Below are 18,136 nucleotides of genomic sequence, written 5' to 3' on the forward strand. Positions count from 1 at the left end.
GGATAGCGCGGGTTTCAGCGCAATTGAGGGATTTGTAAATAACAATGGGGTCAAACGACCCCATTTCATTAACATAGTTCGCTATTTTGCGAGGGTTTGCGGCAATGTCAGCCCGAAGCTTTGCCACAGGAAGCTGTAAATGTCGGCAAACTCGTCGATCTTCATCGCCGTCGGTTTGCCCGCACCGTGCCCTGCATTGGACTCAATGCGCATAATGACGGGTTTATCGCCCTGCTGCTTCTCTTGCATCATGGCGGCAAACTTAAAGCTGTGTAGCGGTACCACGCGGTCATCGTGATCGGCCGTCATCACCATAGTCGCAGGATAGGCCTGCGCTTTAACGTTGTGGTATGGCGAGTAAGCCAATAACGCAGGGAATTGTTCAGCGTTGTCAGCACTGCCGTATTCACTGGTCCAAGCCCAGCCAATGGTGAACTTATGGAAGCGCAGCATATCCAGCACACCCACGGCCGGTAACACAGCGGCAAACAGTTCAGGGCGTTGAGTGACAGCAGCGCCCATCAACAAACCACCGTTACTGCGACCATAAGCACCTAACTTAGTGCTGTTAGTATATTTTTCGTTGATTAGGTATTCGGCCGCCGCAAAATAGTCATCAAACACATTTTGCTTCTTATCGAACATCCCTGCTTGGTGCCAGCTTTCACCGTAATCCGCGCCGCCACGCAAACTTGGTACGGCGTAAATGCCGCCCATATCTAACCAAGCGATGTTGGCAGGACTAAAACGCGGAGTCATTGAAATCGCAAAACCACCATAGGCATAGAGTAGCGTTGGGTTTTGACCATTCTTCACCAGCCCCTTCTTGTAGGACACCATCATAGGGACGCGAGTACCGTCCTTGCTGGTGTAAAATACTTGCTCAGACACATAGTCATCGGGATTGAACGACACCTGCGGCTTAGCGACCACTGTCGACTCTGCCGTTTTAAAATCGAACTTATAGGTGGTTTCGGGTTGAATATAGCTGTTAAAGACATAGTAGAAATAGTCTTTGCTCGCCTTGCCGAAAGGTCCGGCGACATTACCTTTACCAGGTAAAGTGACATCTTGACGCTTTTGTCCGCCCATGCTGAAAATCGATAACTGTCCCAATACATCGTGCAAATAACTCACGACTAAATGGTCATTAATAATGGCCACTTTATTAATAGGATCTTTCGATTCTGGAATAATGGTTTGCCACTGGGATTTATCACTATTACGGGTATCGATGGCAATCACTTTACCGTTTGGCGCATCTAAATCGGTCTTGAAATAAAATACGGCGCCATCATTACCTAAAAACTCATATTCCGCTTCGAGGTTAAGGATTAATTCCACCACCTGCGCTTTAGGTTCAAACAGTGATTTATAGAAGAAACGATTACGTTTGTCTGTGCCTTGGGAAATTGACAACAGTAAATATTCGCCCTGCTCAGACACATCGATGCCGAAGCCCCAATCTTTATTTTGTGGGCGTTCGTAAATCAATAAATCTTGGCGCTGATCTGTGCCTAATTTGTGGTAATACACTTTTTGATTAAAATTCACATCGGCCAGTAAATCACCACCCGCTGGCGCATCGTAACGGGCATAGAAAACACCTTGGTTTTCCTTATCCCACACCGCGCTGGAGAATTTAATCCAGTTGAGTTCATCTTTAAGCTTTTTACCCGTGGCAATATCGATAAACTGCCACTGCTGCCAGTCAGAGCCTGACTTAGACACACCATAAGCTAAAATCTTGCCGTCATTACTGACTGATACGCCGGAAAGCGCCACAGTTCCATCGGCTGAAAAACTATTTGGATCCAGTACAGGTTTCTCAACGCCGTCTTTGCCTTTTACATAGAGCACCGATTGCGCTTGTAAACCATCGTTACGGTAATAAAACTGGTTATCGCCATTCTCGAAAGGAGCTGAGATTTTCTCGTAGTTCCACAGCTCTGTGATACGGTCAACCACGGCTTGTTTGTTGGGGATCTTCGCCAAGTATGCTTGACCAAAGGCCTGTTGTTCTTTGACCCAACTTTCGGTTTCTGGCGTGTTTTCTTCAAGGTGACGGTAAGGATCCGCCACTGCAACACCGTGAATAGTCTCGACTAAGTTGTCTTTTCGGGTTTCAGGGTAAACCAATTTGTTGGCGCTGACCTGCTGTGCGGCCTCTTCTGGCGTATTACCACTCTGGCAGGCGGCCAACGCCATACCCAATGTGGCCACTAATAAACCTTGCTGGGCAAGGCGAAATCTTAATGCCATCTTTTATCGTCCTTTTGGTGATGTCCGGCTTAACGCTCTTTTGCAGCAAGTACTATACAAGCAAAATTTTTCATGGCAATGCCGCAGTAAAAGATGAGGTTTTCTCGCTAAGAGGCAAGATTTAACAAAGTGGTAGCAATGATGAGTTTATTGAAGTGTATTTTTATGCATTAATTCTGACTGACAAGTTGTTAATCAAGCTAAATAGTGACTTAAGTGAGCCAGATCACTTAATCAGTCATTAGTTTTGCTAATGTGTCTAGGCAATTTTTCTCGTTTGCTTGAGCCCTAGGGACGCACTAGAATGTGCTTGTTTTCAGGAGATATCCGCTAGCGGATATGGAAAACAAAGAACTTTTAAACTGGTGTCTTTTTAAGATGTCAGTTCATCCCTGGTTCTTATGCTTGACTTCCTTCCTTCAATTTGTTGATTGCAAATGCATTTTTTGCGGCCCGCTTAGTTTAAGCGGGCTTTTTTTTATCTCGATTCAAACACACCGCGAAATTCTAGCGATTTTCAGTCGTTTTTTGTTACATAAAAATCTCCGAGAACCACACGCGATACAAGCCATATGGCAAGCAACCGTACCAGCCTAAGTCCCACTACAGCAAACCATGACAAATAGTTATCCACTGTGAGACGCTATTAATAATCGGATTAACGTGCGTCTATAGCACTTGTCAGTTAGGAAGTAAAAATAAGGCTACGGTGAACCGCTATTCCCGCCATAGTTCCCGAAGCGATGGCAAGTGTTGCACTTTGCATCTGGTTGGATAGATCACCTGCAACAAATACTCCAGACAAAGAACTTTCCTTCTGCGCATCCACTTTAACAATATTACCAAGTGGGCCCGCTTCAAGCGCTAAACCTAACATCTCAATCAGAGGCGTTGGCAACTGGATTTGCGGCGCAACAAATAAACCTTGTAATGTAACCGTGCGTCCATCTGCGAGTACCACGTGGGTGAGCAATTCACCATCACCATGCACTGAAACTATCGGGGTGGTTTCAATTTGTACTTGCCGTTTGGCAAGGGTATGTCGTTCGCCATCGTTGGGAACAAAGGCTTGTTGCGTAAATAATGTCGTCGGTCCCCAATCAGGCAGCATAAGGGCTTGATGCATGGCTAATTCACTACTTGCCAGAACCCCCAAGGATTTACCCCGCAATTCATAACCATGGCAATAAGGACAGTGAGCAACGGCTTTCCCCCAATATGTCGCTACTCCCTCAATATTTGGCAATGTATCTTGAATACCCATAGCTAAAATCAACCTCTGACAGCGAATATTCATACCGTCAGCCGTTAAGACCGCATAACCCGTTTGTGTTTGTTCGACACCAATGGCTTGCGTTTCCTGCAACGAAAAACTTGGATACTGCTCCAACTGTGCAAGGACAGTCGTTCTTATTTCCGCTGGCGTTTTACCATCTAGGCCAAACACCCCATGTGAGGCATGGGCAAACCTATTCCGTGGTTGATTAGCATCAATGACCACAACCTTTCGCTGCGCCCTTGCTAATTGCAAAGCGGCTGCTAACCCAGCAAAACTACCACCAATAATGACAATTTCGACTTGCATAAATCACCCCTTTCATTTGTGTAACTTTTATTGTTACATGATGATATTGTGAGAATCAATACATGTAACTTCAAAAGTTTCATGATATGCTTCGACGAAATAGCAATAGGTGTTGTATGAGAAAAGACAGTCGATTATCGCGTGTATTACACATTCTTGTGCATTTAGATGCATTTACAACGCAACTCACTTCCGAAAAAATGGCCGAAATGATTGGAACTAACCCCGTGGTGGTTCGCCGAACAATGGCGCTACTGCGAGATCAAGGTTATGTCACCTCAAGTAAAGGGCATGCTGGCGGCTGGGCTTTGGCAAAACCACTTGCCAAGATCACTCTGCTGGAAATTCATCAAGCACTAGGAGACAGTGCCTTGTTTACGATTGGCCTGACTGATGAACACAATAACTGCCCTATTGAAATAGCCGTCAACGACGCATTAAAGGACGTGATGCAAGAAGCCGAGTCATTGTTACTGCAACGATTTGGTGAGATCACCTTAGATAAATTGGCGTTTACTCAATAGGTATAATGAGCGCATAAACTTTGAGAAGAAAGAAACTAACAATGCCAAGTCCGAAGCTTGGCATTGCTGCTTGTAACGAATTAGAACTAGGCGTAACACTATCTTATAAGCGATAATTTACGGGCATTAACTTTTAAAGACGATAACTCACATCAGCGGCTTACTGATCCGGATAACCACGCGGCGGTTGAGTGCTCGCTCCTCAATATCGTCATTCGACGCCACATGACGACGCTCACCATGGCCAACAGTGACAATCCTATCCTGAGGAATACCACTGGCGACAAAGAAATCTTTTACCGATTCAGCGCGCTTATCCGAGACTTTTTGGTTAACGGAGCGGCCACCGTAACTGTCGGTATAGGCATCGACTAACACCAGCTCCACATCCGGATCATAGGATAAGTATTCTTGAATACGCGAAAGCTGCTGCTGTGAGAAACGGGTTAAATCGGTTCCGCCCTCTTCATAGTTAAGTACGGTGAAGGCAATATCCTCGAAACTGTAAGGCAATAAATGCGATAGGCACGACTTAAACTCAGCATATTTACGGCCAAAGTTCGCCGCCGACAGCCCTACCGCAATTTTATTCGATTCGTTATACCAATCGGCGTAATAAAAGGTCGGCTCCATGCCACGGCTCAGTTCGCTCAACATCGACCAAGCGGCACGTTTTGGCACTTCACCATTAAAATACTTTTGGTAACGTAATGAAGTGATTTCTTTCGATACTACGCCAGGACGCCACTGCGGGGCGCGGCTCATCAAGGTCGCCTGTGTAACTTGGTCCGGTTTCACCCACATGTCCAAGGTAAAGTTAAGGTTTAACTGTTTACCCGCTTCGCTGGTGAAAATCGCCTTACCGTAAGATGGAATATCATGCTCAAGACGGCATACGATGGGGCTGTTTTGACTGACTCGCCATTGGGATTCGCCCAAAGAGGCCACATAGTGGCGCAACTCTGCCATTGCAGTTGCTGGAACGCATAAAATTGATACTAATATCAGTTTTCGCCACATAGCCCTTACTCGTGTTTATTCGGTTACGAAGTTTTATCGGCAAACTTTTTAGTTCCTTTAGCTCATAAAACCACCAATCAAACATGACACATCCTAGTACATTTAGCATAATAGCGCCCTATCATTTTTCTTGGGTACTTTAATGAGCGATATTAGTGACGCAAACAAATTGAAACACCGATTTCGAGGCTACTTTCCGGTAGTGATAGATGTCGAAACCGCGGGCTTCAACTCTCAAACCGATGCGTTGCTGGAAATAGCCGTCACGCTGTTAAAAATGGATGATGAAGGCTTGCTCGGCATTGATAAAACCCTGCATTTCAATATTGAGCCCTTTGAAGGCGCCAACTTAGAACCCGAGGCGCTGGCCTTTAATGGTATTGATCCCACCAATCCATTACGCGGCGCCGTAAGCGAAAAAGAAGCCTTCTTAGAGATTTTTAAAGCCGTTAAAAAGGCGCAGAAGGCCTCCGATTGTCACCGCAGTATTATCGTGGCGCACAATGCCGCCTTCGATCATGGCTTTGTGAGTAAAGCGATTGAGCGCTGTGACTTAAAACGCTCCCCCTTCCACCCTTTTGCCACCTTTGATACTGCAACACTCGCAGGCTTAGCGATTGGCCATACCGTGCTGGCCAAAGCCTGCATCATGGCGGGGATCCCCTTCGATAATAAAGAGGCTCACTCAGCACTTTACGATACCGAGCGCACCGCAGAGCTGTTTTGCCATATCGTTAACCGCTGGAAGCAGTTAGGTGGTTGGCCATTATTAGCCGCGGGTGAATCAGAGGATGCAGATGGTGAGGAATAAGCGTTAATGCTTATCGACCACCCAATAAAAAAGCTGCCTTAGGGCAGCTTTTTTATTACGCGAAAATCCGCAAATTACAGAGAGCTTGCGTTTTCTGCTAAGTAAGCCGCAACACCTTCAGTGCTTGCGTTCATACCTTTGTCGCCTTTTTCCCAACCCGCTGGGCATACATCACCGTGCTCTTCGTGGAATTGCAGAGCGTCGATCATGCGCAGCATTTCGTCAACGTTACGGCCTAATGGCAGATCGTTAACGACTTGGTGACGTACCATACCTTCTTTGTCGATCAGGAATGAACCACGGAAAGCCACGCCAGCTTCTGGGTGCTCAACATCGTATGCTTTACAGATGTCGTGTTTAACGTCAGCAACTAAAGTGTATTTCACTTGGCCGATACCACCTTTTTCTACTGGGGTGTTGCGCCATGCGTTGTGAGTGAATTGAGAATCGATAGACACACCGATCACTTCAACACCACGCTTAGTGAACTCTTCCATGCGGTGATCGAAAGCGATCAACTCTGATGGACAAACGAAAGTGAAGTCAAGTGGATAGAAAAATACAACCGCTGGCTTACCTTTGATGGCCGCAGTTAAGTTAAAGCTATCTACGATTTCGCCAGAACCTAATACAGCTGCAGCAGTAAAATCAGGAGCCGGACGGCCTACTAATACGCTCATTTTATATCTCCATCTATGAGTTGAACTAACTATTAAAGTAAAACATCCCTTAAACACGCTTGCACCGATTTGCGCGAGTGTCTTTGAGGGAGCTTACCAATCAAATCTTTAGGCATTATAAGTCGTGCGTTTTGCCTTACAACCTATTTAAGACCAATATCACATTTTTCAAGGGCATTTTGACACTACTGTTTAAGGATAGAGCAATCTGGACGTGTGGTAAGCGTTCGAGAACACATTCGTCTAACAGTAAAAACCCACCCAATTCACATTTTCAGATATTTTTCAGATTAAGCCGCCGTAAACTGGACAGACACGGCCTTTGCAGTCAAAAATAGTCCCTTTGGTTTACAGAATTAAGATATTGTCTATGAATGCAGTCGTTATTGCAGTGTGTTTAATGTTAGCCCTCAGTTTAGCGAGGGTGAATGTGGTGATTGCACTCACTATCAGTGCCCTCGTTGCCGGTTTGGTCGGGGGAATGGATCTGCATCAAACGATTGATGCCTTCAATACGGGATTAGGTGGCGGCGCACAAATCGCCCTCAGTTATGCCTTACTTGGTGCGTTTGCCGTGGCACTATCCCATTCGGGCTTAACGACACTGATCTCCAACTCCATCATTAAAAGCCTTGGCAAAGATCCCAATGCTACCAACACCAACTGGGTCCGCTGGTTATTGTTGTTATCCCTGCTCGCTATGTCGATGGCATCGCAAAATATTCTGCCGATCCATATTGCCTTTATTCCAATCCTCGTGCCGCCGCTGCTACATGTGATGACCAAGCTGAATATCGACCGCCGTCTGGTCGCCTGCGTGCTGACCTTTGGCCTTGTGACCACCTATATGATTTTACCCGTGGGCTTTGGTGGGATTTTCTTGAATGATATTTTGCTCTCAAACCTGACGGGCAATGGATTGGTCGCCGTACGCGATCAAATTCCCCCCGCTATGCTGATCCCCGCCGCCGGTATGGTGGTTGGCTTGTTGATCGCAGTATTTTTCAGTTACCGCAAACCTAGGGTATACGATGAAGCTAAGGTACTGACTGCCGAACCTGAAGAAAGCCTCAATAAACGCAATATCGTAATCGCCGCGTTTGCGATTCTGGCGACATTGTTTGTGCAACTTGAAACCGATTCGATGATCTTCGGCGCCTTAGTCGGCTTTATGATCTTCAGTTTTTCGGGCGCGCTCAAGCACGTTGCCGATCAAGATATTTTCACTCAAGGCGTGCGCATGATGGCCAATATCGGCTTTATCATGATCTCCGCCGCAGGTTTTGCTGCGGTAGTCAAAGAAACCGGCGAAGTCGGCACACTTGTCTCGTCATTGAGCTCATTGATTGGCGACAATAAAGCCCTCGCCGCCTTTTTGATGTTACTGGTCGGCCTTTTGATCACTATGGGCATTGGCTCGTCCTTCTCGACCATTCCGATTATCGCGACGATTTACGTGCCCTTAGCCTTAAGCTTTGGTTTTTCAGTGCCTGCAACTATCGCGTTAGTCGGCACCGCTGCGGCCTTGGGCGATGCTGGCTCACCAGCATCTGACTCAACATTGGGCCCGACCTCGGGTTTAAATGCCGATGGTCAGCACGACCATATTCGCGACAGCGTGATCCCAACCTTTATCCATTACAATATCCCTTTACTGGTCTTTGGTTGGATTGCCGCCATGGTGCTCTAGGACTGATAGCAATAAAAAGCGTGGCAAGACCACGCTTTTTTATGCCTAATTTTTAATGTCTAGCTAGCTCAGTAAAAGGAACTCAGCGCAGGCTATTATCGGACACATGCCCACCCTTTTTGGCCTTATCCACGTATAAAGCCTTATCCGCCGCCTGTAACACTGAGTCAAAGGATGGATAGCCGCTCGAATCTGCCACCCCGCACGATACCGTTAGCATGCTTAAGAACTGGCGCTGCTCAACATTCTCTTTAAGCTTATGAGCAAGTTGTAACGCTTTATCCTGGGAGCAATTACTGAGGATCACCACAAATTCGTCCCCACCAGTGCGGATAAACAAGTCATTCTCCCGAAATACCGCCCGCATGGCTTCAACAATTTGCAGAATCGCCATATCGCCCAGTTTATGTCCGTAGGTGTCATTGATGGTTTTGATTTTATCGCCATCGATACAGATCACCGCATACAGTCCCTCGGTCGCCGCCTTAAATGTCAGCGTCTCATAGATCTTCTTATTGTAGGTTTTAGTAAAAGGATCCTGCAGCATCGCCTCGCCGAACCGTTGACGTTCTGCTCGCAGCTGTTTAAGGCGCATATATCTGAGTTGGAAGATAACAGTTAACACGCACAACAAGAACCATAAGGGAACATACTGAACCACAAAGCGTAATACACTGACTTTGTAGGTTAATGTGGTGAGGTTATCCAGATGATTACTCATGGGATAAAACAAGAACTCTGGCGTAATACGCGTCCAGAGGCTATCGCCAGTGATCACTATATCTGTGCCATAAGGAGTCATCACCGACTCATAGCCTTTACCCCGCATAAATCCCGATGCCATAAATGCCGTATCGGCAATCACATCCCCCCACATATGCGCAGGATCGTGGGAAGATGAAATCGGCGCCGCCATAGAGAAAATAACATTTCCTGTAATTTCATCGACGTAAGGAATCGATAACACGATACCGTCCGCCAAGGACTCCGCCGACGCGTCCTTACTGCAATAATGCAGCCGCTGACAGAACTCATTGGTCAAAATATGATCGTGAATTAATCGGTTTTTCACTTCTTCCGGAATTGGGGATGCAACATACAAGGCATTGCTTTTATATAAGCCGATATAGACAAAAGCCCCGCGAACCGCATTCTTGCGACTCGAATAGAGGTAATCAAAATAACGAATGATTTGCTCTTCCTCCGGCAGCAAATAACTCCCTAGAGGCAATAATAAGCGCGAAGGGTCGAGCTTAAAGGGCGCAAGCAGCGCGCTATCAAAATCAATAATATCGTGTAACGACAATCCTTTTCCTAGCAGCTCCACATAACTTGGCACAGTGTGTTTTGCCCTCAGGAAATGAACGAAGGCCTTATGTTCCTTATCAATTTTAAAAGGCAGCAGGATCAGCAGCAGGACAACAAATATCAATGTTGCCAGTGAACAGGATTGACGAACCAGTGCCCAACTGAGTTTTGTACTAATCATAATCCCTGCGATCATCTTACTTAAAATGAATTGAATATAACGAACATTTGTATTGTTCAAGTATTAAATTGAAATAAATCTTATTGTTAACTCTAGTTCAAGCACTGGGAAGGGGCGATGAATATTGTATTGCGGACGCCAAAAACAAAAAGGGAGCCTAAGCTCCCCTATCGAATCTTAATGACGGTTAAGTCATCTCGTTTCTATTTAGTACCGAAGATTTTATCACCGGCATCGCCTAAACCAGGCAGAATGTAGCCCTTCTCGTTTAAGCATCTGTCGATAGCGGCAGTATACAGCTCAACATCTGGGTGAGCCGCTTCAAGGGCTTTAATCCCTTCAGGCGCGGCGACTAACACTAGGGCTTTAATTGACGTACAACCGCGTTTTTTCAGCAGGTCGATAGTCGCAATCATAGAGCCGCCAGTTGCCAGCATGGGGTCAACGATCAGCGCGATACGCTCGTTCATGTCGCTGGCCAGTTTTTCAAAATATGGTACTGGCTCTAAGGTTTCTTCGTCGCGGTAGATACCTACAACCGAAATACGCGCACTCGGAATATGCTCAAGCACGCCGTCCATCATGCCTAAACCCGCACGCAGGATTGGCACAACAGTCACTTTTTTGCCCTTGATCTGATCCACTTCAACTGGACCATTCCAGCCTTCAATCGTAACAGTTTCGGTTTCGAAATCTGCGGTAGCTTCATAGGTTAACAAGCTGCCCACTTCGGCGGCTAGCTCGCGGAAACGTTTAGTGCTAATGTCACCTTCACGCATCAGGCCGATTTTGTGACGCACTAACGGGTGTTTAACCTCGACAACTTTCATTTTTCTCTCCTACTGTTGTTCGCGAAATATCTTAGGCAAATTTTTCAGATTTTAGATGATTTGTTTATTGGGTAAAACATAAAGTTTTGCCATTCGAGCTAATCGTGAGCAATATCCCAAGAATTATTGCCTATCGCTTAAGATACGCCCATTGATCTACTATTTTATGACCAATCGCAGGATAGAAAATGTGAAATATCCCCCTGTGAAGCTAAAAATACTCCCCACAAGTCGATAAATCCAAATCATGGCTTTCGACCCCTAGCACAAGCTGGTAGAATACCGCCGCATAAAAATCCAATAACGATGTACCCGAGAGGATCCTCCGTGAGCACTCCTACCCCACTGAGCTATAAAGACGCTGGCGTTGATATTGATGCTGGTAATGCACTGGTAAGTAACATTAAAGCGGCTGTTAAACGTACCCGTCGTCCAGAGGTAATGGGCAACTTAGGTGGTTTTGGCGCATTGTGTGAATTACCCACTAAATACAAGCAACCTGTTTTAGTGTCAGGCACCGACGGTGTTGGTACTAAATTGCGTTTAGCTATCGATTACAAAAAACACGACACAGTCGGTATCGACTTAGTGGCCATGTGTGTGAACGACTTGATCGTTCAAGGCGCTGAGCCGTTGTTTTTCCTCGATTACTACGCAACAGGCAAGCTCGATGTAGAAACAGCAACCTCTGTTGTTAACGGCATCGGCGAAGGTTGTTTCCAATCTGGTTGTGCGTTAATCGGCGGCGAAACCGCTGAAATGCCAGGCATGTATGAAGGTGAAGATTACGACCTCGCAGGTTTCTGTGTGGGCGTGGTTGAAAAGGCCGACATCATTGACGGGAGTAAAGTGGCGGCGGGTGATGCGTTGATCGCCTTAGCCTCAAGCGGTCCTCATTCAAATGGCTATTCATTAGTTCGTAAAGTATTAGAAGTCAGCCAAGCGGACCCTCAACAGGATCTCAATGGCAAGCCATTGATCCAACATCTGTTAGAACCAACCAAAATTTACGTTAAATCATTGCTCAAGCTGATCGAAGCATCGGACGTGCACGCAATGGCGCACATCACTGGCGGCGGTTTCTGGGAAAACATCCCCCGCGTACTGCCTGAAAACTGCAAAGCCGTTATCCAAGGTGATTCATGGCAATGGCCTGTCGTTTTCAACTGGTTAATGGAAAACGGTAACATTGCAGAATATGAAATGTACCGCACCTTTAACTGTGGTGTCGGCATGATCGTTGCGCTGCCAGCCGATAAAGTTGATGCCGCATTGGCACTGCTCGCCGCCGAAGGCGAACAAGCTTGGCTAATCGGTGCTATCGCTGCTCGCGAAGGCAATGAAGAGCAAGTGGAGATCCTGTAATGCCCCAAAGCTGTCGTGTAGTTGTATTAATTTCCGGAAATGGCAGTAACCTGCAAGCCGTTATCGACGGTTGTGACGATAATCTGCAGGCCGAAGTTGTCGGAGTGATCAGTAATAAACCCGATGCCTACGGTTTAATTCGCGCCCATCATAGTGAAATTGATACCAGCTGCGTGATTGCTCATTCAGGTGAATCTCGCTCTGATTACGATGCACGGTTAATGGCAACGATTGAAAAGTACCAACCCGATTTGATCGTGTTGGCTGGATTTATGCGTATTCTGACCAACGATTTTGTGAATCGTTACTTAGGACGCATGATCAATATCCACCCTTCGTTGCTGCCTAAATATACCGGATTAAACACCCACCAGCGCGCCATTGATGCCAAAGACACTGAACATGGCGCCAGTGTGCATTTTGTCACCCCAGAGCTGGATGCAGGCCCAGTGATTTTACAGGCAAAAGTCCCTGTTTATGAGGATGATACCGCTGAGATGCTCGCCGCTCGTGTCCATGAGCAAGAGCATGCGATTTATCCTTTAGTGGTGAAATGGTTCAGCCATCAGCGCCTCAAGATGCAGGACGGCCAAGCCTATCTCGATGGCACCTTAATCGGACCTAACGGCTACGCCCCCGATTAAACACTGCCTCGCGAATAAAAGAGACCTTAAGGGTCTCTTTTTTTTCGCCTTGTCATACAAAATCATTGTTTTCTCGCCTAATGTGGCATTAGATAAGCTAACGAAAAGTGATTTTGTTCGGCATACAAGAGACTATTAGATGAAAAATATTATCTGCGATATCGATGGTGTACTCCTGCACGACAATAAGCTGATCCCCGGCAGTGATAAATTTATCCACCGCGTTCTCGACCAAGGCAATCCTCTCGTTATTCTGACCAATTACCCAGTACAAACGGGTAAAGATCTGCAAAACCGCCTCAGCGCCGCCGGGATAGACGTACCAGAAGAATGTTTTTACACCTCGGCCATGGCCACCGCCGACTTTTTAAAGCATCAGGAAGGCAGTAAAGCCTTTGTTATAGGCGAAGGCGCCCTCACCCATGAGCTCTACAAAGCAGGCTTTACCATTACTGACATTAATCCCGACTTCGTGATTGTCGGTGAAACCCGCTCCTATAACTGGGATATGATCCATAAGGCCGCCGGATTCGTCGCCCGCGGTGCCCGTTTTATCGCCACCAATCCCGACACCCACGGCCCCGCTTACAGTCCAGCCTGCGGCGCCCTGTGTTCACCAATAGAGCGCATTACCGGTAAAAAGCCCTTTTATGTGGGCAAACCCAGCTCGTGGATTATCCGCTCAGCGCTCAACCATATCGACGGCCATTCCGAAAATACCGTGATTATTGGCGACAATATGCGCACCGATATTCTGGCGGGTTTTCAAGCAGGGCTTGAGACCATTCTGGTCACCAGCGGCGTGAGTAAGCTTGAAGATATCGATAAAGAGCCTTTCCGCCCAAATCATGTATTCGCCTGCGCCGGCGATATTGATGTGGTTTAAATTTTAAAGTGCCCGATTCTCAGCACCTTCGCGTGCTGAGAACCACAACAGACTCGATACGGTAAAGCAACATTAAGTAACATTTTTCCCCTTGGCTCTCCCTTGTCCCCCATAAGCGCTTGCTTCATGATAAGGCGCGACATACCCCTTTGATATATGCGTGAAATACGCCCTAAAAACAACAGTAGGATTAACCTATGCGACGTTTGTATCCTGTCTGCGCGCTAGCCATGCTCAGCGCCTGCAGCCCTAATTCGGCCCAGCCCGATGCCAACAGCAGTGCAGCACTGAAACCCGTGCAAATGAATGAAGCACGCTTTAGAAACGACATTAAAAACCTTTCCTCCGATGAGTTTGAAGGCCGCGCCCCCACTACCCACGGTGAAAAGCTCACCTTAGACTACCTGTCTAAGGCCTTTGCCGAAATGGGACTCAAAGGCGCCTATCAAGGCAGTTTTTTACAACCTGTACCTATGGTGAGTTATACCGCCTACGATGTGCAGCAAATCAGCTTGGCAGGATTGCCGTTAACCTATCGCAAAGATATCGTCTTAAACAGTCGTCACGATAATGGCGGCGTCAATATCGAAAACGCCCCCTTAGTGTTTGTTGGCTACGGTGTAAATGCGCCGGAATATGGCTGGAACGATTACCAAGATGTGGATATGAAAGGCAAAATTGCGGTGATCCTTGTGAACGATCCCGGCTTTGCCCGCCCTGACTCTGGTAAGTTTAACGGTAAAGCTATGACCTACTATGGTCGCTGGAGTTACAAATTTGAAGAAGCCAGCCGTCAAGGCGCACTCGGGGCGTTGATCATTCACGATACCGAGCCTGCTTCTTACCCTTGGTCCGTGGTTGAAAACAGCTGGACTGGCGCGCAGCAAGATTTAGTCCTCAGCAAAGCCGAGCAAGACAGCCGCGTGCAAGTCGAAGGCTGGTTAACCTTAGATGCTGCTACACAATTATTTGAAAAAGCGGGTTTATCCCTACCAACGCTGATGGCGCGCGCCGCCGATAGTCCAATTAACTTACCCCTTGAGCAAATGGCCAACATCGCCTTTAAAAACAAAGCCGAATACGCCAACAGCTATAACGTTGTCGCCACCCTTCCCGGCACTCAGCAAGCCGATGAGCAAATCCTATTTACCGGCCACTGGGACCATATTGGCAAAGATGACAGTAAAGAAGGCGATAAGATTTACAACGGTGCCATGGACAACGCATCGGGCATTGCGGGCATTTTAGAAATCGCCAGACAACTGGCCGATAACGCTAAACAGGGCCACGGCTTAGCGCGATCGGTGACCTTTATCGCGACGACGGGTGAAGAGCAAGGTTTACTCGGCTCACGCTATTACGCCGCCAACCCTATCTACCCCATTGATAAAACAGTGGCAGTACTCAATCTAGATAGCACCAATATTTATGGAAAAACCAAGGACTTCACTATCGTCGGTAAAGGTAAGTCCGAGCTTGAGAACTACTTAGTCGATGCCGCCAAACTGCAAAACCGTATTGCTTTGGGTGAAAAGAATCCTGCGTCGGGCGGTTTCTTCCGCTCTGATCACTTCAGCTTTGCCAAACTTGGCGTGCCTGCGGTCTTTGCCGGTGGTGGAAGCGAACCCATAGATGCTGCAACCGCAAGCTATAAGACTCAAATGCAAGCGACCATGAAGGGCTGCTACCACAATGTCTGCGATGAATACCATGAAGACTGGGATCTGAGCGGTGCGATTCAAGATCTCGAAGTTTACTATCAGGTGACTCGCACCTTAGGTAACAGCCAAGATTGGCCTGGCTATTATCAAGGCACTGAGTTCAACAGACTGCGTCCTGCCAAAACGGAACTTGCCACGGCCGCAAAGTAAACACTTGAAAACGATTCATCGCTGAAACATCCCATAAGGCACCTTGAGAGGTGCCTTATTATTTGATGAGCCGCCCCACTTTATACCAATCACATTAAATATCTAATCAGTTCAGAGCCTCACAGGCATCTCAATCCAAGGCGCATTGACGAAGAAATGGTTATTCCCTTTTAAGTCAATGTAACACGGGAGTGAGATGCCTGTGAGGCTCCCGAAGGGCGGGGTTGAACGGGCTTTATACTGCGTTTAAGGCTTTCGACAGAGCGCCACTATGCCTTCAAGCCTTCGCCTTGTCTAAAGCCCGTTTAACTCCCGCTGAATGAACAGATATTTAATACGATTGGTATTAGACTCAATGTTTGATCTTGACTGTAACAACACGTGCAATGACCGCCGACAAGCTGTTTATTAAATCAGCAACATTGACGCTTGGATCACTATCTTGCTCACATTTATGATGATTTTGCCAAAAACGGATTTTCTTGAGTCAACATTATGTATTTGCCAATATCTCGCTTTGCAACCAATCAGCAAAAACACTTTACTTATAAAAAAGCGAAATTATTTAAATAAAATTCAATTAAAATCATTTTAAAGATATATCAAAATCATCAAAAACACTTAAAAACGAACAAATCATCAAAAATAGTATTTGGCAAAATCCCAAATCGCTGGCACATTGATACTCAATTGAGACATCCTCAAATGAAATACAGCGGTTTAGGAGTTGCATTATGTGTTCGATTTTTTCAATTTTAGATATTCAATCCGATGCGAAAGAGCTGCGCCAAGTGGCACTGGAAATGTCCAAACTGATGCGCCATCGCGGCCCAGATTGGTCAGGCATTTACGCCAGCGACAAAGCGATTTTGGCCCATGAGCGCTTAGCGATTGTCGATATTGAACACGGTGCGCAGCCACTACTAACCGAAGACGGCAGCCTTATCCTCGCAGTCAACGGTGAGATCTACAACCATAAAGAACTCAAAGCCCAACTCGGCGATAAATACAGCTATCAAACCAACTCTGACTGCGAAGTGATCTTGGCGCTATATCAAGAATACGGCACTGAATTCCTTGATAAATTAAACGGTATTTTCGCCTTCGTACTCTACGATAAAGCCAAAGACGCCTACCTTATTGGCCGCGATCATATGGGTATTATCCCGCTCTACACTGGGCGTGATGCGGCGGGTAACTTCTATGTCGCCTCCGAAATGAAGGCGTTGATGCCTGTCTGTAAAACCGTGGCCGAATTTCAGCCTGGGCAATATCTGTACTCAAGCATCGGTGAGCCAGTGCAATACTACACTCGCGATTGGCAGAGCTTTGATGCAGTGAAAGATAACGCTGCCAGCCAAGAAGAATTACGTGATGCCCTCGAAGCCGCCGTTAAGCGCCAATTGATGTCCGATGTGCCCTACGGCGTGTTATTGTCTGGCGGTTTAGATTCCTCGGTGATCTCGGCGATTACCCAAACTTTTGCCAAACGCCGTATCGAAGATGACGATCAAAGTGGCGCTTGGTGGCCGCAGCTGCACTCTTTTGCTGTCGGTTTAAAAGGCGCGCCGGATTTAGCCGCCGCTAAGAAGGTCGCCGATGCGATTGGTACCATTCATCATGAGATCAACTTTACCTTCCAAGAGGGTTTAGATGCGATTAAAGAAGTCATCTACCACTTAGAAACCTATGATGTGACCACCATTCGTGCAGCGACACCTATGTACCTGATGGCACGTAAAATCAAGGCGATGGGGATCAAAATGGTGTTATCGGGTGAAGGCGCCGACGAACTCTTTGGCGGTTACTTGTACTTCCATAAGGCGCCAAACGCGCAGGCCTTCCACGAGGAACTCGTGCGTAAACTGGATAAACTGCATCTGTTCGATTGTCTGCGCGCCAACAAAGCCATGGCGGCGTGGGGACTCGAAGCCCGTGTGCCTTTCCTGGATAAGGAATTTATGGATGTGGCGATGCGCATCAACCCTGAGGCAAAAATGTCTAAGGATGGCCGGATTGAGAAACACATTCTGCGCCAAGCCTTTGAGCATAAACTGCCAAAAGAAGTCGCCTGGCGTCAAAAGGAGCAATTCAGCGATGGCGTGGGTTACTCTTGGATCGATGGTTTAAAGGCCCATGCCGCTGAGCAAGTAGACGACTTGCAACTGGCCAATGCGAAGTTCCGCTTCCCGTACAACACGCCAGAAACCAAGGAAGCCTATTTCTACCGTTGTTTCTTTGAAGAACATTATCCATTGCCAAGTGCCGCTGAAACGGTTCCCGGTGGCAAGTCGGTCGCCTGCTCTACTCCAGAAGCGCTAGCATGGGATGAAAGCCTACGTGGCATTATCGACCCATCGGGCCGCGCCGTACGCTCAGTGCATGCCGCCAGCTATTAATAATCGCTGACGCATGTCATCAAGATAAAAGCCACCCTAGGGTGGCTTTTATCTTTCACTCTTTAAGACTTGGATTTAGC

At 47.0% G+C, this 18,136-nt stretch carries 14 protein-coding genes; 8 read left to right on the top strand and 6 right to left on the bottom strand.

Annotated features, from left to right (window positions below; genetic code table 11):
• Nucleotides 1–81: 81 nt before the first annotated feature.
• The gene (locus K0H60_RS12810; RefSeq protein WP_220055970.1) at nt 82–2,262 is read right to left on the bottom strand and encodes a prolyl oligopeptidase family serine peptidase; all 2,181 of its coding nucleotides are present in this window, start codon (nt 2,260–2,262) and stop codon (nt 82–84) included.
• A gap of 685 nt (nt 2,263–2,947) precedes the next feature.
• On the bottom strand, nt 2,948–3,847 hold the full coding sequence (locus tag K0H60_RS12815; RefSeq protein ID WP_220055971.1) for an NAD(P)/FAD-dependent oxidoreductase: 900 nt from the start codon (nt 3,845–3,847) through the stop codon (nt 2,948–2,950).
• Between the two features lie 116 nt (nt 3,848–3,963).
• On the opposite strand from K0H60_RS12815, the gene K0H60_RS12820 reads away from it, so the two are divergent.
• Nucleotides 3,964–4,371, top strand: a complete 408-nt coding sequence (locus tag K0H60_RS12820) for an Rrf2 family transcriptional regulator (RefSeq protein WP_220055972.1) — start codon at nt 3,964–3,966, stop codon at nt 4,369–4,371.
• A gap of 147 nt (nt 4,372–4,518) precedes the next feature.
• On the opposite strand, the gene motY is transcribed toward K0H60_RS12820, so the two are convergent.
• The gene (gene motY, locus K0H60_RS12825; RefSeq protein ID WP_011717449.1) at nt 4,519–5,391 is read right to left on the bottom strand and encodes a flagellar protein MotY; all 873 of its coding nucleotides are present in this window, start codon (nt 5,389–5,391) and stop codon (nt 4,519–4,521) included.
• A gap of 142 nt (nt 5,392–5,533) precedes the next feature.
• Between motY and rnt the strand changes: the two genes are divergently transcribed.
• The gene (gene rnt, locus K0H60_RS12830; protein WP_011717450.1) at nt 5,534–6,202 is read left to right on the top strand and encodes a ribonuclease T; all 669 of its coding nucleotides are present in this window, start codon (nt 5,534–5,536) and stop codon (nt 6,200–6,202) included.
• A 74-nt stretch (nt 6,203–6,276) separates the two neighbouring features.
• Here the strand turns inward: rnt and K0H60_RS12835 are convergent, their stop codons facing one another.
• Entirely contained in the window at nt 6,277–6,882 is a 606-nt protein-coding gene (locus K0H60_RS12835; RefSeq protein WP_011623136.1) for a peroxiredoxin, read from the bottom strand.
• A gap of 370 nt (nt 6,883–7,252) precedes the next feature.
• Here K0H60_RS12835 and K0H60_RS12840 point away from each other — a divergent pair, with 370 nt between their 5' ends.
• Complete coding sequence (locus K0H60_RS12840; protein WP_011717451.1) at nt 7,253–8,572, top strand: Na+/H+ antiporter family protein; 1,320 nt, start codon at nt 7,253–7,255, stop codon at nt 8,570–8,572.
• A gap of 82 nt (nt 8,573–8,654) precedes the next feature.
• Here K0H60_RS12840 and K0H60_RS12845 read toward each other — a convergent pair whose 3' ends face one another.
• Together K0H60_RS12845 and upp are read right to left on the bottom strand one after the other, a co-directional pair.
• Complete coding sequence (locus tag K0H60_RS12845; RefSeq protein WP_220055973.1) at nt 8,655–10,061, bottom strand: GGDEF domain-containing protein; 1,407 nt, start codon at nt 10,059–10,061, stop codon at nt 8,655–8,657.
• A 203-nt stretch (nt 10,062–10,264) separates the two neighbouring features.
• Nucleotides 10,265–10,891: a uracil phosphoribosyltransferase gene (gene upp / locus K0H60_RS12850; RefSeq protein WP_011717453.1), complete on the bottom strand. Its 627-nt coding sequence runs from the start codon at nt 10,889–10,891 to the stop codon at nt 10,265–10,267.
• Nucleotides 10,892–11,218: 327 nt separating this feature from the next.
• On the opposite strand from upp, the gene purM reads away from it, so the two are divergent.
• The 5 genes from purM to asnB all read left to right on the top strand — a co-directional run bounded on the left by purM (nt 11,219) and on the right by asnB (nt 18,056).
• A complete protein-coding gene (gene purM / locus K0H60_RS12855) occupies nt 11,219–12,256 on the top strand; it encodes a phosphoribosylformylglycinamidine cyclo-ligase (RefSeq protein ID WP_220053342.1) in 1,038 nt (345 codons plus the stop codon).
• Nucleotides 12,256–12,900, top strand: a complete 645-nt coding sequence (gene purN / locus K0H60_RS12860; protein ID WP_011623140.1) for a phosphoribosylglycinamide formyltransferase — start codon at nt 12,256–12,258, stop codon at nt 12,898–12,900. The genes purM and purN overlap by 1 nt, the downstream gene beginning before the upstream one ends.
• 139 nt (nt 12,901–13,039) lie before the next feature.
• On the top strand, nt 13,040–13,786 hold the full coding sequence (locus K0H60_RS12865) for an HAD-IIA family hydrolase (RefSeq protein ID WP_011626525.1): 747 nt from the start codon (nt 13,040–13,042) through the stop codon (nt 13,784–13,786).
• Between the two features lie 197 nt (nt 13,787–13,983).
• A complete protein-coding gene (locus tag K0H60_RS12870) occupies nt 13,984–15,657 on the top strand; it encodes a M28 family metallopeptidase (protein WP_220055974.1) in 1,674 nt (557 codons plus the stop codon).
• 734 nt (nt 15,658–16,391) lie between these two features.
• On the top strand, nt 16,392–18,056 hold the full coding sequence (gene asnB / locus K0H60_RS12875) for an asparagine synthase B (protein WP_220055975.1): 1,665 nt from the start codon (nt 16,392–16,394) through the stop codon (nt 18,054–18,056).
• Nucleotides 18,057–18,136 lie beyond the last annotated feature (80 nt).

Origin of the sequence: Shewanella mangrovisoli (assembly GCF_019457635.1) — a bacterium.
GTDB lineage: Bacteria > Pseudomonadota > Gammaproteobacteria > Enterobacterales > Shewanellaceae > Shewanella > Shewanella mangrovisoli.